The 18971-nt window shown below is 63.7% G+C and carries 18 protein-coding genes; 4 read left to right on the forward strand and 14 right to left on the reverse strand.

What is annotated here, in order from left to right; translation table 11 throughout:
- The first annotated feature begins 12 nt into the window (after positions 1-12).
- From ACGYLA_RS01355 to doeB, 3 genes are read left to right on the forward strand one after another with little or no spacing between them, the layout of a single operon-like run.
- Entirely contained in the window at positions 13-804 is a 792-nt protein-coding gene (locus ACGYLA_RS01355) for an ectoine utilization protein EutA (protein WP_394429702.1), read from the forward strand.
- A 60-nt stretch (positions 805-864) separates the two neighbouring features.
- Positions 865-2046, forward strand: coding sequence for an ectoine hydrolase DoeA (doeA, locus tag ACGYLA_RS01360; protein ID WP_394401580.1), 1182 nt, complete (start codon positions 865-867; stop codon positions 2044-2046).
- Complete coding sequence (doeB, locus tag ACGYLA_RS01365) at positions 2043-3032, forward strand: N(2)-acetyl-L-2,4-diaminobutanoate deacetylase DoeB (protein ID WP_394429704.1); 990 nt, start codon at positions 2043-2045, stop codon at positions 3030-3032. Before doeA ends, doeB begins: the two co-directional genes overlap by 4 nt.
- A 16-nt stretch (positions 3033-3048) precedes the next feature.
- Here the strand turns inward: doeB and ACGYLA_RS01370 are convergent, their stop codons facing one another.
- From ACGYLA_RS01370 to ACGYLA_RS01430, 13 genes are all read right to left on the reverse strand, one after another.
- Complete coding sequence (locus ACGYLA_RS01370; protein ID WP_209216794.1) at positions 3049-4008, reverse strand: ABC transporter ATP-binding protein; 960 nt, start codon at positions 4006-4008, stop codon at positions 3049-3051.
- Entirely contained in the window at positions 4005-4982 is a 978-nt protein-coding gene (locus tag ACGYLA_RS01375) for an ABC transporter ATP-binding protein (RefSeq protein ID WP_067262560.1), read from the reverse strand. Before ACGYLA_RS01375 ends, ACGYLA_RS01370 begins: the two co-directional genes overlap by 4 nt.
- 3 nt (positions 4983-4985) lie before the next feature.
- Positions 4986-5891, reverse strand: coding sequence for an ABC transporter permease subunit (locus ACGYLA_RS01380; protein WP_394429707.1), 906 nt, complete (start codon positions 5889-5891; stop codon positions 4986-4988).
- Positions 5891-6898 carry an ABC transporter permease subunit gene (locus ACGYLA_RS01385; RefSeq protein WP_209216797.1) on the reverse strand — a complete coding sequence of 336 codons (1008 nt, stop codon included), beginning with the start codon at positions 6896-6898 and terminating at the stop codon, positions 5891-5893. Before ACGYLA_RS01385 ends, ACGYLA_RS01380 begins: the two co-directional genes overlap by 1 nt.
- Positions 6892-8001 (reverse strand): M24 family metallopeptidase, encoded by a 1110-nt coding sequence (locus ACGYLA_RS01390; protein WP_394418654.1) that lies wholly within the window; start codon positions 7999-8001, stop codon positions 6892-6894. Before ACGYLA_RS01390 ends, ACGYLA_RS01385 begins: the two co-directional genes overlap by 7 nt.
- 78 nt (positions 8002-8079) lie before the next feature.
- Positions 8080-9672, reverse strand: coding sequence for an ABC transporter substrate-binding protein (locus ACGYLA_RS01395; RefSeq protein WP_067262570.1), 1593 nt, complete (start codon positions 9670-9672; stop codon positions 8080-8082).
- Positions 9673-9736: 64 nt separating this feature from the next.
- On the reverse strand, positions 9737-10327 hold the full coding sequence (locus tag ACGYLA_RS01400; RefSeq protein ID WP_394402040.1) for a helix-turn-helix domain-containing protein: 591 nt from the start codon (positions 10325-10327) through the stop codon (positions 9737-9739).
- Between the two features lie 202 nt (positions 10328-10529).
- A complete protein-coding gene (locus ACGYLA_RS01405; RefSeq protein ID WP_394429709.1) occupies positions 10530-11336 on the reverse strand; it encodes a metallophosphoesterase family protein in 807 nt (268 codons plus the stop codon).
- Entirely contained in the window at positions 11333-12121 is a 789-nt protein-coding gene (locus ACGYLA_RS01410; protein WP_394429711.1) for an ATP-binding cassette domain-containing protein, read from the reverse strand. Before ACGYLA_RS01410 ends, ACGYLA_RS01405 begins: the two co-directional genes overlap by 4 nt.
- The gene (locus tag ACGYLA_RS01415) at positions 12114-13088 is read right to left on the reverse strand and encodes an ABC transporter ATP-binding protein (protein ID WP_394429713.1); all 975 of its coding nucleotides are present in this window, start codon (positions 13086-13088) and stop codon (positions 12114-12116) included. Before ACGYLA_RS01415 ends, ACGYLA_RS01410 begins: the two co-directional genes overlap by 8 nt.
- Positions 13085-13903: an ABC transporter permease gene (locus ACGYLA_RS01420; RefSeq protein ID WP_394429715.1), complete on the reverse strand. Its 819-nt coding sequence runs from the start codon at positions 13901-13903 to the stop codon at positions 13085-13087. The genes ACGYLA_RS01415 and ACGYLA_RS01420 overlap by 4 nt, the downstream gene beginning before the upstream one ends.
- Positions 13900-14844 carry an ABC transporter permease gene (locus ACGYLA_RS01425; protein WP_394429717.1) on the reverse strand — a complete coding sequence of 315 codons (945 nt, stop codon included), beginning with the start codon at positions 14842-14844 and terminating at the stop codon, positions 13900-13902. Before ACGYLA_RS01425 ends, ACGYLA_RS01420 begins: the two co-directional genes overlap by 4 nt.
- 50 nt (positions 14845-14894) lie before the next feature.
- Positions 14895-16388 (reverse strand): ABC transporter substrate-binding protein, encoded by a 1494-nt coding sequence (locus ACGYLA_RS01430; protein WP_394429719.1) that lies wholly within the window; start codon positions 16386-16388, stop codon positions 14895-14897.
- Positions 16389-16624: 236 nt separating this feature from the next.
- Here ACGYLA_RS01430 and ACGYLA_RS01435 point away from each other — a divergent pair, with 236 nt between their 5' ends.
- On the forward strand, positions 16625-17755 hold the full coding sequence (locus ACGYLA_RS01435) for an NAD(P)/FAD-dependent oxidoreductase (RefSeq protein WP_394429721.1): 1131 nt from the start codon (positions 16625-16627) through the stop codon (positions 17753-17755).
- On the opposite strand, the gene rlmN is transcribed toward ACGYLA_RS01435, so the two are convergent.
- Entirely contained in the window at positions 17752-18933 is a 1182-nt protein-coding gene (rlmN, locus tag ACGYLA_RS01440; protein WP_394429723.1) for a 23S rRNA (adenine(2503)-C(2))-methyltransferase RlmN, read from the reverse strand. The two genes, ACGYLA_RS01435 and rlmN, sit on opposite strands and share 4 nt — an antisense overlap.
- Between the last annotated feature and the right edge of the window lie 38 nt (positions 18934-18971).

An 18971-nucleotide genomic window follows, 5' to 3' on the forward strand; every position in this document is an offset into this window, starting at 1 on the left:
AGGAATATTCAGGTGACACCCCCTGTGCAAAGCGAGACGCTTGATTGCCGTTTGCGTGAAGATGACCCCGTGCGGCTCGGTGCGATGCTGCTGTCGACCGACATGACCTTTGAACGCGACGCCGCGCGGCTGATCGACCCGGCGCAGGCGGCGCTGCATGTGGCGCGGATCGCCTTTGAGAACCCCACCACCCCGGAACGTCTGCGTGCCATGACCCCCGATATGGCGCGCACGGCGGCGCTTTTGGTGCCGGGCATCCAGCTGTCGGCCATCGCCTTTTGCTGCACCTCGGCTTCGGTCGCCATCGGCAACCCGGCGGTGCGCGCGGCGATTGGCGAGGGGCTGCCCGGCGTGCCCGTCATCACCCCCGCCTCCGCCGCCATCGCGGGCTTTGCCGCGCTTGGCGTGACGCGGGTGGCGATGCTGACCCCCTATCTGCCGGAAACCGCCGCGCCGCTGGCCACCTATTTCAACGATCAGGGGCTAGAGGTCATGCGCAACGGGGCCTTCGCACTGGAAGACGACCGCGACATGGCGCGGATCGACGACGAGAGCATCATATACGGCGCCGCTGCGCTGGATGGCGCGGAAGTAGAGGCATTTTTCCTCTCCTGCACCTCCCTGCGCGGCGTTGACGTGATCGACCGGATCGAAGCACGGCTGGGCAAGCCCGTCGTGACCTCTAACCAAGCGCTGTGCTGGGCGTTGCAACGGATGGGCGGGCTTTCGGGCCGCCCCGATGGCTATGGCCGTCTGTTCGACTGCGACATGCCAAGCGCCCATGCACAAGGCATCATTCCGTGATCCCGGCCCCTCTGGCCGGATCGCATTATTCGGGTAACCAGACATGAAAGGGGCTGGCCTATGACCACTTATGAGGCGAATTTTACAAACAGCGAGTACCAGCGCCGGGTCGACCGAACGCGCAAGACCATGGCCGCGCGCAATCTCGATGCCATCGTCGTCAGCGATCCGTCGAACATGTCTTGGCTCTCGGGTTATGACGGTTGGTCCTTCTATGTTTACCAAGCGGTGATCCTGACCCATGAGGGCGAACCGGTCTGGTGGGGCCGCGGTATGGACGCGCTCGGCGCCCGGCGGACGGTCTTCATGGAGGACGACTGCATTCGCGGCTATGACGATACCTACGTCCAGAACCCCGAAAAACACCCGATGGAAGACCTCTCGGCCCTGCTGAGCGAGATGGGGTTGGAGCAGGCGCGCATCGGCGTCGAGATGGACAACTACTATTACTCCGCCCGCGCCCATGACACGCTCAAGACCAAACTGCCCAAGGCGACCTTCATGGATGCCACCGCGCTGGTGAACTGGGAACGCGCGGTGAAATCCGAGCGCGAGATCGAATATATGGAACGCGCTGCGCGCATCGTCGAGGAGATGCACGTCCGCATTCTCGAAGTCGCCGTGCCCGGCATGCGCAAAAACGATCTGGTGGCCGAGATCTATGCCACCGGCATTCGCGGCGCACAGGGGTTCTGGGGGGACTATCCGGCCATCGTGCCCATGGCCCCCTCGGGCATGGACGCCACCGCCCCGCATCTGACATGGGACGACCGGCCCATGCAGCCCAATGAGGCGACGTTCTTTGAGATCGCAGGCGCGCATCGACGCTATCAATGCCCCCAGTCGCGCACGCTGTTCTTTGGCGATGTGCCGCAGAAATACCGCGACGCGGAAAGCGCCGTGCTGGATGCGATTGACGCAGGTCTCGAACAGGCCAAACCCGGCAACCGGGCCGAGGATATCGCCAATGCCTTCAACGCCACGCTGAACAAGGCGGGATTCGAGAAGGACAGCCGCTGCGGCTATGCCATCGGCATCAGCTACCCACCAGACTGGGGGGAGCGCACGATCTCTTTCCGCCGTGGCGACAAGACGATCCTAGAGCCCGGCATGACCTTCCATTTCATGCCCGCACTTTGGCTTGACGATGGCGGGCTTGAGATCACCGAGCCGATCCGCATCACCGAGACCGGCCATGAATGTTTCTGCACCACACCGCGAAAGTTGTTTGTTTCCGCATGACCAGCAATCCCATCACCCCGACCATCCCGCTCGACCAACCCGGCGCGCATCACGGTTTCCTGCGCCTGCCCTACAGCCGCGATGACAGCGCATGGGGGTCCGTGATGATCCCCATCACCGTCATCAATGGCGGCGACGGCCCCACGGCGCTGCTGACCGGCGGCAACCACGGCGATGAATACGAAGGCCCGATTGCCTTGCAGGAACTGGCCGCCACACTGGATCCGGCGCAGGTCACCGGTCGCGTCATCATACTGCCGATGATGAACCAACCCGCCTTTGCCGCAGGCCGCCGCTGCTCGCCCATCGACGGCGGCAATATGAACCGCAGCTTTCCGGGCAGCCCGGGCGGCACGGTGACCCAAAAGATCGCGCATTACATCGCCACCGAACTGGTGCCGCTGGCCGATATTGTGCTGGATTACCACTCCGGCGGGCGCACGCTGGATTTCCTGCCCTTCGCCGCTGCGCATATCCTGCCCGACAAGAAACAGGAGGCCGCCTGCATGGCCGCGATGGCGGCGTTCAACGCGCCCTACTCCATGAAGATGCTAGAGATCGACAACCGCGGCATGTTCGACACCGAGGTCGAGGAGCAGGGCAAGGTCTTTGTCACCACCGAATTGGGGGGCGCGGGCACATCGACAGCCAAGAGCATCGCCGTGGCGCGCAAAGGCGCGCGCAACCTGCTGATCCATGCGAAAATTCTGCAAGGGGAGCCGGAGGTGGCCGAGAGCGTGATGCTCGACATGCCCGACGGGCGCTGCTTCACCTTTAGCGAGACCACGGCCCTGTTGGAGCCGCTGGTCGATCTGGGTGACGCGGTGACCGAGGGCCAGCCCATCGCCCGCCTCTGGCCCAGCGACCGAAGCGGTCAGCCAGCGATCCTCGCCCATGCGCAGCTTAGCGGCATCCTGACCGCCCGGCATGTGCCGGGGCTGGTCAAGATGGGCGATTGCATCGGCGTGGTGGCGCAGGTGGTCTGAACCACCCGCGCCCGCCTCATTCGTCGATGGGGAAGTAGCAGGCCGCCGGATGCGGTGCGCCCTCTAACGGGGGGCGCTCCTTGCGGCAGACATCCTGCACCTTCCAGCAACGCGGGGCAAAGGGGCAGCCTTCGGGGATCGCCAGCGGCGAGGGCAATTCGCCCTGCAGTTTGATCCGCTCCTTGCCGCCTTCCGGATCGGCGCGCGGCGTGGCCGACAAAAGCGCCGCCGTATAGGGATGGCGCGGATTGTCGAAAACCTCGTCCTTCGGTCCCTTTTCGACCGCGCGGCCAAGGTACATGACGATCACGTCATCGGCCACATGGCGCACGACCGACAGGTCGTGGCTGATGAAGAGGTAAGCCAGATCCATCTTCTCCTGCAGATCCACCAGCAGGTTCAGGATCGCTGATTGGATAGACAGGTCCAAAGCCGAAACCGGCTCGTCCAGCACCAGCACTTTGGGGTCCAGCATCAGGGCGCGGGCCACCGCGATGCGCTGGCGTTGCCCGCCCGAGAACATATGTGGGTAGCGGTCGTAATGCTCGGGCCGCAGGCCGACGAGACGCAGCATCTCGCGCGCCTTCTCCTCGCGCTCTTTCTTGGACATGTCCTTGCGATTGATGACCAGCGGCTCTTGCAGGATCGTGCCGATCTGCTGGCGTGGGTTGAGCGAGCCATAGGGGTCCTGAAAGACGATCTGCACATGCTGGCGCAGGTCGGCCCAATCCTCGGGTCGCACCGGTTTGCCGTCGAGCGTGAGCGAGCCTGCGGTCGGCTCTTCGATCATCGTGACCATGCGCGCCAGCGTGGACTTGCCGCAGCCGCTCTCGCCCACCACGGCCAGCGTCTTGCCGGGGTGCAGTTCGAAATCGAGACCCGCGACGGCCTTCAGCGTCTGGGTCTTGCGCAGGAAGCCGCCACCAACCTGATAGTGACGCTGGAGCGCGTCGGCGGTCATTACGGGGGCGGTCATGACGCGGCCCTTTCATTGGTGTTGAGCGGATAGAAGCAACGCGCCTTGCCGAGATCTTCGCCCAAGGGCGGCGGGTTCTCGGCGCGGCATTTGTCGTTGGCGAACTTGCAGCGCGGAGAGAAGAGGCACCCCGCAGGCCGGTCGAACTGACCGGGCACCACGCCGGGGATCGTCGGCAGACGTTTCTCCGTGGCGCGCTCGGGCAGCGCGTCCAGCAGCGCCGCGGTGTAGGGGTGGTGCGGTTCGCGGAAAAGCGGCAGCACCTGCTGTTCCTCGATCTTCTGACCCGCATATTGCACGCTCACGCGCTCGGCGGTTTCGGCGACCACGCCCATGTCATGGGTGATCAGCACCAGCCCCATGCCGGTCTCGTCGCGCAGCGAGGTCAGCAGGTCGAGGATCTGCGCCTGAATGGTCACGTCGAGCGCGGTTGTCGGCTCATCCGCGATCAGAAGCTTCGGCTTGCAGGCAATCGCCATGGCGATCATCACGCGCTGGTTCATCCCGCCCGACATCTGGTGCGGGAAGACCGAAAGGCGCTTTTCCGGGTCCGGAATGCCGACCTGTTCGAACAGTTCAATCGCCCGCTTGTGCCGCTCAGCCCGGTTCAGGCCCAGATGCACGCGCAGGGATTCCTTGATCTGCCAGCCCACCGGGAAACAGGGGTTGAGCGAGGACATCGGCTCTTGAAAGATCATCGCCAGATCATTGCCAACAATCTTGCGCCGGGCGCGTTTGTCCATTGTCAGCAGGTCGTGGCCGTCGAAGGTCAGCTCATCGGCGGTGACGGTGGCGGTCCAGGGCAGAAGCCCCATCAGCGCCAGCATGGAGACCGACTTGCCCGAGCCGCTTTCTCCGACGATGGCGAGGATCTCACCGGTGTCGACATCCTGGTCGACGCTGTCCACCGCGCGGAACTTGCCCGAGGCGGTGGCGAAATCGACCGAGAGGTTGCGGATACGCAATAGTGACATCAATCAGCTCCGCTTCAGTTTCGGATCGAGGGCGTCGCGCAGACCGTCGCCCATGAGGTTGATCGCCAGCACCGTGACGAGGATCGCAAGCCCGGGGAAGGTCACGACCCACCATGCGCGCAGGATGAACTCGCGCGCTTCGGCCAGCATGGTGCCCCATTCGGGGGTCGGCGGCTGTGCGCCCATCCCGAGGAAGCCCAAGGCCGCCGCATCGAGGATCGCGGTCGAAAACGACAGCGCGGCCTGCACGATGATCGGCGCAAGGCAGTTCGGCAGCACGGTCACGACCATAAGCCGCAGCGTGCCTGCCCCCACGACGCGGGCCGATGTGACGTAGTCCTTCTGGCGCTCAGAGATCACGCTGGCGCGGGTCAGGCGCACGTAATGCGGCTGTAGCACGATGGCGATGGCGATCATCGCGTTGGTGAGGGACGGCCCAAGGATTGCCACCAGCACCAAAGCCAGCAAGAGCGACGGGAAGGCCAAGATGATGTCCATGATCCGCATGATGATCGTGTCGACCCACTTGGGCGCAAAGCCCGAAATGAGGCCGATGATGATCCCGCCCGAGGCGGCGATGGTCACCACCACGATGCCCACGAAGAAGGAGTAGCGCGCGCCAACGATCAGCCGCGAGAGCATGTCACGACCCAGCGGGTCGGTGCCGAGGATGTGGCTCCAAGTGCCACCGTCCTGCCAGACGGGCGGCTGTAGCGTGGCTGCGCGGAACTGTTGAGTTGCGTCATGCGGGGCGATCCATGGGCCGAACAGCGCCAGCACGGCGAAGATGGCAAAGATCCACAGGCCGATCACGGCCCCGCGGTTTTCACGGAAATAGAACCAGAATTCGCGCAAGCGGCCGGGGCGGTCGTGCACCATTTCGGCTTCGGCAGAGAGTGCGTCGTCCATTAGCGTTTCCTGATTTTCGGGTTGATGATGCCGTAGAGCATGTCGACGGTAAGGTTCACGACCATGACCATGACGGCGATGAGCAGAAGGCCACCCTGAACCACCGGGTAGTCACGGCGGAAGATGCTGTCGACCATCCACTTGCCGATGCCCGGCCAGCTAAAGATCGTCTCGGTCAGAATGGCGCCCGCCAGCAGCGTGCCGACCGACAGGCCGATCACGGTGATGACGGGGATAAGCGCGTTGCGCAGGGCGTGGATGCCGTTGATCCGGCCCGTCGACATGCCCTTGGCGCGGGCGGTGCGGATGTAATCCTCGCCCAGCACCTCAAGCATCGCCGAACGGGTCTGCCGCGCGATCACCGCCAGCGGGATCGTCCCCAGCACGATGGTCGGCAGCAGCAGGTGCCGCAGCGCCGAGAGGAACGCCCCGTCCTGCCCGGAGGCAATGCTGTCGATCAGCATGAAGCCGGTGGCGTTGGGGAAGTAATAAAGTAGGTCGATCCGGCCCGAGACTGGCGTCCAACCCAAGTTACCGGAAAAGACGATGATCAGCAGCAAGGCCCACCAGAAGATCGGCATCGAATAGCCCACCAGCGCGGTCGACATCAGCGCCCGGTCAAAGAACTTGCCCCGGTTCACCGCCGCGATCACCCCTGCGGGCAGGCCCAAGGCCACGGCGAAGATCATCGCGCAGAGCGACAGCTCCAGCGTGGCGGGGAAGAGCGAGAAGAACTCATCCCAGACCGGGCGTTTGGTTACGAAGGACGTGCCCAAATCTCCCTGTATCACGCCGGTGAAGTAATCCCAGAACTGCACATAGATCGGCCGGTCAAAGCCGAACTGCTGTTGCAGTTCGAGATAGCGTTCTTCGGAAATGCCGCGCTCACCGGCCATGACGACGATCGGGTCGCCGGGCAGCAAGCGGATGAAGGCGAATGATATCAGCGTGACGCCGATAAAGGTGGGGATGAAGGTCGCAAGGCGCGACAAGACATATTTCAGCACGGGAGCACCATCAGTTCCTTCGGAAAGTTGGTCAGGGATTTGTAGCCATCTTCGGTAATCAGCACGTCATCTTCGATGCGCACCCCAAAGTTGCCGATCTCATAGAGACCGGGTTCGTTGGTGTACACCGTTCCGGCGGGTAAAGTCATGTGGTTGCCGCGCATGATATAGGGCGCTTCATGCACATCGCGGCCCAGACCGTGGCCGGTCTTGGTGCGGATGCGGTCGGCAAAAGGAGAGGCTTCGAGCACGCCGGTCACCACATCGTCGATCTCATGCGCGGTGACGCCTGCGCGGGTGGCCTCCAACCCGGCAAGGTTGGCGCGCAGCACGGTGTCGTACACGGCGCGCCCCTCGTCGCTGACATGGGTAAGGAAAACGGTGCGGGTGATGTCGGCGGCAAAGCCGTCCTTCCGCGCGCCGAAGTCGATCAGCAGCGCATCGCCTGCTTTGACGCGGTAATCCTCACGCGCCTTGGCATGCGGGCGGGCCGAGCCGTCACCGGCGGCGACGATGGGGGCGAAGGACAGATCGTCGGCCCCTTCGGCAAAGACCATCTGCACCAGCTTCTGCTCGATCTCTTTCTCGGTCTGGCCGAGCTTCACGCTATTCAGCGTGGCGCGCAGGGCGCGTTCGGAAATGTCGATGGCTTTTTGCAGGGCTGCGACCTCGGCCTCGGTCTTGATCATGCGGGGGGCGGAGATCTCGCGCTCGGCGTCGATGATCCGCAGATCGGGCTGCGCTTTCTTCAGCGCGTGATGCACGAAGACGCGCATCACTTGGCCTTCAACGGCAAGCGAGGTGATGTTCAAATGTTGCATCAGCGCGGCGAAGGCATCGTCATAGCCCGTCTGGTCGCGCCAATCGAAAACGGCCCCGTCGAAACCGACCAACTCCCAACTGCCCAATTCAAGGTTCGGCACCAAGGCGGCAGCGGGGCCGCGGGCGGGGATCACCAGAACAAAGGGGCGTTCGTGGCTCATGAAGGCATGGTCGACGGCGCGGGTGAAATTCGGGCCGGGCACCAGCGCCACGGCATCGACCGATAGGTCGGCGGCGATATCGGCATAGGCCGACAGGCGATCATTCAGCGAAGGGGACATGGGCTGGCTTTCGGGCTGGCGAGGTTAATAAAATGGGGACGGCACAGGATGCCGCCCCCTTTGGTCAAAGCGGCAGGGTTACTGCTTCAGGCCAACTTGGTTGAAGATGTGGCCACCCAGCGGGTGCACGACATAGTTTTCAACTTCGGGGCGCATGGTCATATAGACGACCGAATGCGCGATGGTGGCCCAAGGCGCTTGATCCTTGAAGATTTCCTGCGCTTCTTCGTAAAGCGGCGCACGCTCTTCTTGGGTCGGCAGAACCTTGGCTTTCTGGATCAGCGCGTCGAATTCCTCGTTGCACCACTGGGCGCGGTTGGATTTCTCGACACCGTCACAGCCCAGCAGAACCGCGAGGAAGTTGTCTGGGTCACCGTTGTCGCCGGTCCAACCCAGCAGCACAGCACCGTCACGGTCCTTGGACTTGGAGCGCTCCAGATACTCACCCCATTCGTAGGAGACGATTTCGACATCGACGCCAACCTTGGAGAAGTCTTCCTGCATCAGCTCGGCCATACGGCGGGCATTGGGGTTGTAGGGACGCTGAACCGGCATCGCCCAGATCTTCATCGACAGATCGCTGACGCCCTCTTCCTCGAGCATCGCCTTGGCGGCCTCGGGGTCATAGTTGTCGTCTTCGATGGCGTCGTTGTAGGACCACATGGTCGGCGGCAGCGGGTTCTTGGCGATTTCGCCGGACCCTTGGAACACCACGTCGATGATCGCCTGCTTGTCGATCGCCATGTTCAGGGCCTTGCGGACCTTGGCGTTGTCGAAGGGCGCGACCTGCGTGTTATAGGCCAGATAGCCCACGTTCAGACCTTCTTGCTCCATCACGACGATGTCTTCAGCGTCTTTCATCGCCTGAACATCGGCAGGGTTCGGATATGCCATCACGTGGCACTCACCCGCCTGCACCTTCTGGTAGCGCACGGAGGCGTCAGGCGTGATCGCGAAGATCAGGCTTTCAACCTTGGCCGCATCGCCCCAGTAGTCGTCGTTACGCAGGTAACGGATGACCGCGTCTTTCTGATAAGCTTGGAATTTGAACGGGCCGGTGCCGATGGGCGCTTGGTTCACCATTTCAGGCGTGCCGGCTTCCATCATCGCGTCGGCATATTCCTTGGACACGATCGAGGCAAAGTCCATCGCCATGTTGGCGATAAAGGGCGCTTCGGGACGGGTCAGGTTGAAGGCCACGGTGTAATCGTCGACCTTCTCAATGCTTTCGATCAGGTCGGGCATGGACATGCCGCCGTAGTATTCCCATGTGCCGCCAGAGACGGTGTGATAGGGGTTCTCTTCGTTGCCCTGACGGTCAAAGCTGAAGATTACGTCGTCGGCGTTAAAGTCGCGTGTCGGCGTGAACTGGTCGTTGGAGTGGAATTTCACACCTTTGCGCAGCTTGAAGGTCACGGTCATGCCGTCTTCGCTGACTTCCCAGCTTTCGGCCAGCGCGGGCACGACTTCGGTCGTGCCGACTTTGAACTCGGCCAGACGGTTGTAGATCGGGTGGCTGGAAGCGTCGAATGTGGTGCCGGCTGTGTACAGCGCAGGGTCAAAACCCTCGGGCGAGCCTTCGGAGCAATAGACCAGCGATTGGGCCGATACCGCCGAGGCTCCAAGGGCCGCCAGCATGGCACCGGTGGCCAATTTCGTTGTAAAAGACATAATATTCTCTCTCCTGGTTGGTTTGTTTCTTGGCAGCGGGGTATCCGCCGCAGGTGATACGCCCTTACGGGCGAGACGACGCGAATGCGGTGGCGACTGCCCCTTCATTCGGACGTATTCTATTGGCGCCAGCAGCCTGTTCATATTGCATCCGCCCCACCCAAAGCACGCGGGCGGGCTTGTCGGTCTTGTTGGACCACGAATGCGGGCTGCTGCCGAGGTAATGCAGGCTGTCGCCGGGCCGCATGATATGCTCCCCCCCATCGACGACCTGCGCGATCTCTCCCTCAAGGATATAGATCACCTCTTCGCCCTCATGCACGACCTCTTCCGAGGCATAGCCCGGCGGCACGTTCATGATGTAGGAGGACAGCTCATGGCCCGGGAAATCCGCACCGATCTTTTCATATTCGATGGATGAGCCCGAAACGGCAAAGCGCGGACGCTCGGCGGCACGGGTCAGGCTGTCTTGGGTCTTGGGCGTATGGATGAAAAAACTGACATCGACCTGAAGCGCCACGGCGATCTGCGACAGGGTGCCCAGCGACGGCGTGGCCCGGCCCCGCTCCACCTGGCTCAGATACCCGACCGACACGCCAGAGGCTTCGCCCAACTGCTGTAGAGTCAGGGACAAACGATGACGCTGCTTGCGCATGCGCGCGCCAAGCGTCGATACACTGTCGCCATTGGCAGTCAGCAAATTCACCCTCCCCGTGAACAGCGGCCCGATCTCATACCGGGTATAGCCTTTTCATGTCTCGCTGTGTGAAATTAAAAAGGTTGAGGGTCAACAATAATTTTTTTACTACACCGCGGCGCAGGGCGCGAGGCTGCGACCAACGGGGGTGGATGTCATTCTACTCAAAGGATTTTAGCTGCGCCCGGTCGATCCGCGCCAATTCAGACGCCGTCGGGTCAAGCGGGGCAAAGGAAACGCTCAAGCCGCTGGGGTGCCATTCGCAAAGGCCGAATCCAGTGCCCTCCACGATACGCAGGTCGCGGGTTTCGGTCAGGTCGATGGTCGAATGCAGCCCGTTGGAAATGACTACCGGAATGCCGTGCCAATGGCTCACCCGGTTCACATGCACATGGCCCGAGAGGATGCCCGCCACGCGCTGCCCCTTCAACATCTCGGCCAAACGCGCACTGCTCGCTGCGTCCAGACTGCCCCATGCGAGGGCCGCGGGATCAATGCGCGGCGGGTGGTGGATCACCAAGAGTTTCGCCAGATCGCCATAGCGCTCAAGTGCGGCTTCCAGAAACTCGAACTGCGCGTCGTCCAGCGCCCCGGCCACCTTGCCCGGCACGCTGCTGTCCAACGTGATGGCATGTAGATCGCCCTGCGGCGCGTCATGGAAATAGGGCGCATCGGCCAGCCCCGGCGCAAAGACCGCGTTGAACCCATCGCGTTTGTCGTGGTTGCCGAGGGCCATGACCAGCGGCGCTTTCAGCGGCTCCATGATCTCGCGCACAAGGGCATAGCTTTGCTGGTCGCCGTGATTGGTCAGATCGCCGCTGGCCACCACGAAATCGGGCTGGGGCTCCATCGCGTTGATCACCTCCACCACGCGGCGCAGGGTGGCAGGCGTATCACTATGCAGATGCGGATCGTTCAGATCGGGATGCGAGATATGCAGGTCGGTCAGGTGGACGAAACGGGTCATGGGCGTACTCCTGCGGCTGTCAGCAGGGTTTTCGTATAAGGGTGCTCGGGGCTGCGCAACACATCTGCCGCCGCACCGCTTTCCAAGGTCTTGCCATGCTGCAGCACCAGCACCCGGTCGCAGATCGATCCGACCACCGCAAGGTCATGGCTGATAAAGACCATGCCGAGGCCCAGATCATCCTGCAGGTCCATCAAAAGGTTCAGAATTTGCGCCTGAACCGAGACATCAAGGGCCGAGACCGCCTCATCCGCGACCAAGAGCGCGGGGCGGGTGACGATGGCCCGCGCGATGGCGATGCGCTGGCGCTGCCCGCCCGAGAACTCATGCGGATATTTGCCCGCGTCCGCGGCATGCAGCCCGACCTGCTCCAAGGCTTCGGCGATGCGATGGGGGATATCCTCGGTCTCACCATTGGCGCGCAACGGCTCGGCGATGGACCAGCCGATACGGCGGCGCGGGTTGAGCGAGCCGAAAGGGTCTTGGAACACCATCTGAAAATCGCGCCGCAGGCTGCGCAATTCTTGCCCCCCGAGCCCATGCAGATCGCGCCCCCGAAACAGCACCGCGCCCGCGTCCGGACGCTCAAACGCCATGATCAGCCGCGCCAATGTGGATTTGCCCGAACCGCTTTCCCCGACCACGCCCAAGGTCTCGCCCGCGTGCAACGAGAAGGAGGCGTTTTCCAAAGCCGTCAGCACCGGCGGGGCACGCAGCAGACTTTGGCGCGGCAGTTTGTAGCGGCGGGTCAGGTTGCGGACCTCTAAAAGCGGCGCGTCAGTCATGGCGCCCCTCCGTCAGCAGGTGACAGGTGGCGGCACGGCCCGCGTCGGTCTGCACAAAGTCTGGGCGCTGCGCGGCGCAGTGAGGCAGTTCCACCGGGCAGCGCCCCGCAAAGCGGCAGCCCTGCGGCAGCCCATGCAGCGGCGGGACCGCGCCCGGAATAGTCGGCAGCCTGCGCCGTTTTCCTTGGGCATCCCGCCCCGCCACGCCCGGATCGGGCCGCGCGCCCAAGAGCCCCTTGGTATAGGGATGCGCAGGCCTGCCCAGCACCTCTGCCGTGCGGCCCCGCTCGACCATATCGCCCGCATACATCACCACGATGTCCTCGGTCGCCCGCGCCACAGCGGCGAGGTCATGGCTGATGAAAACCAGCGCCATCTGCCGCTCCCGCGCGAGCCGTTGCAGCAGGTCGGTGATCCGCAGCGCCACATTGGCGTCAAGCGCGGTTGTCGGCTCATCGGCGATCAGCAGCATCGGGTTGCAGGCCAGCGCCAGCGCGATCAGCACCCGCTGGCGCTGGCCGCCCGACATCTCATGCGGGAACTGCCGCAGGCGACGGTCGGGATCGGGAATACCCACCTCTTCGAACAGGCTCAGGGCGCGGGCACGGGCAGCGCTGCGTGTCAGCCCGTCATGCAGCAACATCGGCTCCATCACCGTGTCGCCCACCCGCCGCAGCGGGTTAAGCGCGGCCATCGGTTCCTGAAACACCATCGCCACGCGGCGGCTGCGCAGCCTCTGCCAATCGCGCTCAGACGCGGCGGCCATGCCCTGCCCGTCGATGCGTAGCTCCCCGGTCAACCGCGCGCTTTCGGGGGCCATGCCCATCAAACAGAGCGCCAGCAGCGTCTTGCCCGAACCGCTTTCGCCGACGACCCCCAAACGGTCGCCGCGCTCAATCACCAGATTGGCGTCGCGCAGGGCGGCGGCAGTGCCGAAATGGATCGAAAGATTGCTAAGCTCAATCATCGCGCACGCACCAGTCGGGGATCGGTGATGTCGCGCAGCCCGTCGCCCAGCAGGCCGAAGCCCAGCACGGCCACCACGATGCACAGACCCGGATAGATCGCCAGTTGCGGGGCGAGATACATCAGCGTCTGCGCCTCCGACAGCATTCGCCCCCAGCTCGAGGCGGGCGGCTGCGCGCCGAGGCCGAGATAGCTCAGCGCCGCTTCGGCGAGGATCGCCACCGCGAACTCAATGGTGGCCTGCACGATCACCGCCGCGGCGATATTGGGCAGGATGTGATCCCGGCTGATCGCGAAGCGCCCGCGCCCGGCGGCCCGCGCGGCGGCGACATAGTCGCGCGTCCAGATCTGGTTCGCCGAGGCGCGGGTGACGCGGGCGAAAATGGGAATGTTGATGAAGGAGATCGCCAGTACCGCGTTGGTCAGCGACGGCCCGAAGACCGCCGCCAGCATGATCGCGAACAACAGCGCTGGAAAGGCAAAGCCCAAGTCGGCGAGCCGCATCACCGCATCCTCGACCCAGCCGCCAAGCGCGGAGGCCAGAAGCCCCAGCCCCACGCCGATGCTGCCGCCCAAGAGCACCGCCACCAGCGCCACGGTCATCGAGTTGCGCGCCGCCGCCATCAGCTGCGCCACCACGTCTCGGCCCAACTGGTCGGTGCCGAGCCAATGCGCCGCAGAAGGCGGCGCGAACTTGGTGCCGATCGACATCGCCTGCGGGTCATGCGGGGTCCAGACAAGCGACAGCGCCGCCACCCCGACGACGAGGCTCACCAGCAGCGCACCCAGCAGGAAGTTCGCCGGAAGCTGCCTCATGCCCGCGCCTTCAGCCGGGGGTCGATGACGACGTAGAGCAGATCGACCACGAAATTCGCCGTCACCACGATGGCGGCGAACAGCATCACCAGCGCCTGCACCGTGGGCAGGTCACGGTTGGCGATGGACTGAAAGATCAGCCGCCCCAGCCCCGGCAGGTAAAAGACATTCTCGATCACGATGGTCCCGGTCACCAATGCGGCGAACTGCATGCCGACGATGGTCACGATCGGCACCAGCGCATTGGGCAGCACATGCCGCCAAAGAACCCGTTGTCGAGACAGCCCGCTGGCGCGGGCGGTGCGCACGAAGTCCTGCCGCATCACCTCCAGCGCCGAGGAGCGCGTGACCCGCGCCAGCACCGCCGATTGCACCAGCGCCAGCGCCACCGTGGGCAGGATGAGCGAGCGCAGCGCCGCCCCCGGATCGTCCCAGCCCGCAAAGCCCCCCGGCGGCAGCCAGCGCAGCTTCACGGCAAAAAACATCACGAGCAGGATCGACAGCCAGAAGGCCGGCACCGCGATGCCGAGCTGACTGAGAAACATCACCCCCCAGTCGCCCGCGCGCCCATGCTGCGCCGCCGCCGTGATGCCAAGGCCCAGCGCCAGCACCAGCGTTACAAGCATCCCCGCCACGGCGAGAGAGATCGTCATCGGCAGTCGTTCGGCAATGAGTTCCGAAACCGGCACGCGAAAGGAATGGCTGAGGCCAAAGTCCCCCTGCACCGCGTTCCAGACCCACGAAACATAGCGGGTCACCAGCGGCTCGTTCAGCCCCAGCTGTTCACGCAGCGCCGCGATGGCATCCTCGCTGGCGTCCATGCCAAGAATGGTCAGCGCCGGATCGCCCGGCAGCACGTTCATCACGGCAAAGACGACGAGCGAGACGGCGAGCAGGGTCAGCACGAAACCGAGCGTGCGGCGGAAGAGGAAATAGGCCACGAAGTCAGGTCCAAGAACCGCGGCGCCGGGGGCACCGCGGCCGTTTCAGATTAGTCGGCGATGCGCACGTTCTTCAGCGGCATGTAGAGCACGGGCGAAGAGGACCAGTAGCCTTCGACCTCTTGGCGGAAGACGCCCAAGAGAGGCAGCTGGAACAGGAAGCCATGCACCGACTGGTCGGACAGCATCTGCTGGCCCTGCTTGAGCAGTTCATTGCGCGCCTCGGCGTCGACCTCAGTTTGGATCTTCTCCCACAGGGCGGTCATCTCGGCATTGTCGTAGCCGTAGAAATAATCCGGGCCGCGGGCGAAATTGCCCATGTCGTTGGGGCTGGTGTGGGCGATGATGGTCATGTCGTAGTTCTTCTTCTTGTAGACCTCATCGATCCAGAAGCCCCATTCGACATTCTCGACCTTGGCGTCGATCCCGGCCTCCGACAGCTGGTTCTGGATGATTTCGGCCGAGCGAGTGGCGTAAGGGAACGGCGGCACGCGCAGGGTCATGGTGGCCCCCGCAACCCCCGCCGCCTCGAACATCTCCTCGGCCTTGGTGCTGTCATGCGGATAGGCGTCCGTCAGGTCGACATAGGCGGTGCCATGTGGCGGGTAGAAGCTGCCGATCGGCACGGCTTGGCCGTACATCGCGCCCTCGATGATCTCGTCCCGGTCGATGGCGGTGGCCACGGCGCGGCGCACCTCGACATTGTCGAAGGGCGGCTTGGCGTTGTTCATGGCAAGGATCACCTCGCCCTCGGTCGAGCCGACGTTGACGCGGAAGCGCGGGTCGGCCTCGAACTGCGGCAGCAGTTCCGGCGCGGGAAAGCCGGGGAAAGCGTCCAGTTCTTCGGCCATCATCGCCGCAGTGGCGGCTGCGGGGTCGGAGATAAAGCGGAAGACCACCTTGTCGAGCGCCACGTCATCCGCGTCGCGGTGATCGGGGTTCTTGACCAGCGTCAGCCGGTCGCCGCGGGTCCAGCTGTCGAACTTGAAGGGACCGGAGCCCACCGGATTGGCGTTGTTGGTCTCCACGCTTTCCGAAGCCACGATGGCGCTGTCGCCCTGCCCCATGTTGAACAGGAAAAAGGCATCCTTGTTCGTGAGCGTAATCTCGACCGTTTGGGGATCCACGGCCTTGACGCTTTCGATCGGCTCGAAAATGTCCTTCGACGGGTTCACGCTGTCTTCACCCATGGCGCGGTCGAAGGAATAGACGACATCCTCGGCGTCTAGCGTGCTGCCGTCGTGGAAGGTCACGCCTTCGGCCAGTGTGAAGGTATAGGTCAGCCCGTCTTCCGACACCTCCCAAGACGTCGCGAGATTGGGCTGCACTTCCCCGTTCTCGGCCACGGTGGTCAGCGATTCGAAGACGTTTTGCGTCATCATGCTGTCGATGGAGGCGGTGGCATCCGCCGTGGGATCGAGCGACGTGGGTTCCTGCTGCATGCCGATAACAAGCTCGGCGGCGGCAGAGGCCGAGGCCGAGGCCATCAGGCCAAAGGCCAGCGTCAGCGCGGGAAGGGTTCTGGAAAGGGTCGGTTCGGACATGGGGCAGCACTCCTGTGGGTCGGGGCGCGTTCGGCATCACCGCATGCGCCCTTTGTGACAGACTGCGCCGGGCGGGGGCGTTCGGTCAACGGCTTTGCCGCGCCGGGCGAAAATTTCATGCAATTGCAACAATATGGCGGATTTATCCGATTGCCCGCAGGGACAGAGGCGGGCGGTGCTTCGGCCCTTTTGCCCCGCCGCAGGCAGTGCTAGCCTCCGCGCAGAGAGGGCAGAGTATGAACAATTCAACGACATGTTTTGATTGCATCGTGATCGGTGCGGGCATTGCGGGCGCTTCAGTCGCCGCTGAACTGGCCAGCGACCGCCGGGTGCTGCTGCTGGAGCGCGAAAGCCAGCCGGGCTATCACACCACGGGCCGCTCTGCCGCGCTGTTTACGGTGACCTATGGGCCGGAGGTGATCCGCGCCCTCTCTCGTGCCTCTGCGGCGTTCTTTCACGACCCTGCCAGCCCGCATCTGGCGCATCCGCTGTTGGAACCCCGCGGCGCGGTCTTCGTCGCGCGGCAGGACCAGCAAGCATCGCTTGCCCGCACTGCCGAGGAGTTGGGCCCCCATGTCACTCCGCTGAGCGGGGCCGAGGTCGAGACGCACGTGCCGTTGCTGCGCAAAGGCTATGCCACCGGCGGGCTGCGGGACGCCTCGGCGGCGGATATCGACGTGAACGGGCTGCATCAGCACTACCTCAAGACTTTCCGCGCAGCGGGCGGCGTTTTGCACACCAAGGCCGAGGTGCAGGCGCTTCGCAAAGAGGGTGACTGGCAGGTCGACACGAACCAAGGTACCTTCCACGCGCCGGTGATCGTCAATGCCGCAGGGGCTTGGGCGGATGAGATCGCCACACTGGCCGGGTTGAAACCTGCGGGCCTCACCCCCAAACGCCGCACCGCGCTGACGGTGGCCCCGCCTGCGGGCATGGTGCCGGACCGTTGGCCGATGGTGGTGGATATTGATGAACAGTTCTACCTCAAGGCCGATGCAGGCAAACTACTGATCTCTCCCGCCGATGCCACACCCTCACCCCCCTGCGACGCACAGCCCGAGGAACTGGATATCGCGATCTGCATCGACCGGATCGAAACCGCATTCGAGCTTGAGCGCCCCCGCATCGAAAGCCGTTGGGCCGGGTTGCGCAGCTTCCTGCCCGACGGCGATCCGGTGGCGGGCTATGATCCTGAGGGTGAGGGGTTCTTCTGGCTTGCTGGCCAAGGCGGCTATGGCATCCAGACCGCCCCGGCGCTCGCCCGCGCCGCGGCGGCATTGGTGCGGGGCGCGGAAATCCCCGGCGACATCGCCGCCGAGGGTGTCACTGCAGAGGCACTGGCGCGCGGCCGTGCGGGGCTGGCTTAACCGCCCATCCCCGCCTCGGCCTCGATCTGGCGGCGCGATTTGCGCGCCCGCTCGGTTGCCGATTTCAACTGACCACAGGCGGCCATGATGTCTTCGCCGCGCGGGGTGCGGATCGGCGAGGCATAGCCGGCCTGATAGATGATGTTGGCAAAAGCCCGGATGCGGTTGTTCGACGACCGCTCATAGGGCGAGCCGGGCCATTCGTTGAAGGGGATGAGGTTGATCTTGGCCGGAATGCCCTCGATCAGCTTGACCAAACGATGCGCGTCCTCGTCGCTGTCGTTCACGTCCTTCAGCATCACGTATTCAAAAGTGATCCGCTCGGAATTGCTGACCTTGGGATAGGCTTTGAGCGCCTCCAGCAGCGCCTCAATGTTCCAACGCTTGTTGATCGGCACCAGCTTGTTGCGCACCTCGTCGGTGGTGGCGTGGAAGGACACGGCCAACTGGCAGCCGATCTCGGCGGCGGTGCGGTGAATCTCGGGCACGACGCCGGAGGTCGACAGCGTGATGCGGCGGCGCGAGAGCTGGATACCTTCGGGGTCCATCGCGATCTTCATCGCATCGCGCACGTTCTCGAAATTATACAGCGGCTCGCCCATGCCCATAAGCACGATATTGCTCAAAAGCCGGGTTTCATCCTTTGGCGCGCCGATTTCAGGCCATTCGCCCAGATCGTCACGCGCCACCATGACCTGACCGATGATTTCCCCCGCTGTGAGGTTGCGGACCAGCTTCTGCGTGCCGGTGTGGCAGAAGGAGCAGGTGAGCGTGCAGCCCACTTGGCTGGAGACACAAAGCGTGCCGCGCCCCTCTTCGGGGATGTAAACCACCTCGACCTCATGACCGCCCGCGATCCGCACGAGGTATTTGCGGGTGCCATCCTCGCTGACCGCACGGGTCACCACCTCGGGCACTTCGATCACAAATTTCTCAGCCAATTGAGCGCGGTAGCCTTTGGCGAGGTTGGTCATCGCGTCGAAATCCCGAACGCCCCACTGGTAGATCCACTGCCAAATCTGCCCCACACGCATCTTCGCTTGTTTCTCGGGCGTGCCATGGGCGATCAGCGCGTCGCGCATGGCGTCGCGGGTCAGGCCGACAAGGTTGATCGGCCCGTCGGGCAGCTTACGGGGAAGGGTCATCACGTCTTGGGTGATGGGCGCGGAAGCGGACATTTCAAAGACTCACTGGCTAGGGATGGGTCTCTATATAA

The sequence above is a fragment of the Sulfitobacter sp. 1A13679 genome, assembly GCF_043557115.1.
GTDB classification, from domain to species: Bacteria; Pseudomonadota; Alphaproteobacteria; order Rhodobacterales; family Rhodobacteraceae; genus Sulfitobacter; species Sulfitobacter faviae.

Bases quoted from the DNA above. Each gene is read 5' to 3' on its own strand.
- ACGYLA_RS01375 (WP_067262560.1), bottom strand. From the start codon at position 4,982: ATGTCACTATTGCGTATCCGCAACCTCTCGGTCGATTTCGCCACCGCC.
- ACGYLA_RS01405 (WP_394429709.1), bottom strand. From the start codon at position 11,336: ATGACCCGTTTCGTCCACCTGACCGACCTGCATATCTCGCATCCCGAT.
- ACGYLA_RS01400 (WP_394402040.1), bottom strand. From the start codon at position 10,327: ATGCGCAAGCAGCGTCATCGTTTGTCCCTGACTCTACAGCAGTTGGGC.
- ACGYLA_RS01390 (WP_394418654.1), bottom strand. From the start codon at position 8,001: ATGTCCCCTTCGCTGAATGATCGCCTGTCGGCCTATGCCGATATCGCC.
- ACGYLA_RS01430 (WP_394429719.1), bottom strand. From the start codon at position 16,388: ATGTCCGAACCGACCCTTTCCAGAACCCTTCCCGCGCTGACGCTGGCC.
- ACGYLA_RS01370 (WP_209216794.1), bottom strand. From the start codon at position 4,008: ATGACCGCCCCCGTAATGACCGCCGACGCGCTCCAGCGTCACTATCAG.
- ACGYLA_RS01435 (WP_394429721.1), top strand. From the start codon at position 16,625: ATGAACAATTCAACGACATGTTTTGATTGCATCGTGATCGGTGCGGGC.
- ACGYLA_RS01415 (WP_394429713.1), bottom strand. From the start codon at position 13,088: ATGATTGAGCTTAGCAATCTTTCGATCCATTTCGGCACTGCCGCCGCC.
- doeB (WP_394429704.1), top strand. From the start codon at position 2,043: ATGACCAGCAATCCCATCACCCCGACCATCCCGCTCGACCAACCCGGC.
- doeA (WP_394401580.1), top strand. From the start codon at position 865: ATGACCACTTATGAGGCGAATTTTACAAACAGCGAGTACCAGCGCCGG.
- ACGYLA_RS01410 (WP_394429711.1), bottom strand. From the start codon at position 12,121: ATGACTGACGCGCCGCTTTTAGAGGTCCGCAACCTGACCCGCCGCTAC.
- rlmN (WP_394429723.1), bottom strand. From the start codon at position 18,933: ATGTCCGCTTCCGCGCCCATCACCCAAGACGTGATGACCCTTCCCCGT.
- ACGYLA_RS01380 (WP_394429707.1), bottom strand. From the start codon at position 5,891: ATGGACGACGCACTCTCTGCCGAAGCCGAAATGGTGCACGACCGCCCC.
- ACGYLA_RS01395 (WP_067262570.1), bottom strand. From the start codon at position 9,672: ATGTCTTTTACAACGAAATTGGCCACCGGTGCCATGCTGGCGGCCCTT.
- ACGYLA_RS01420 (WP_394429715.1), bottom strand. From the start codon at position 13,903: ATGAGGCAGCTTCCGGCGAACTTCCTGCTGGGTGCGCTGCTGGTGAGC.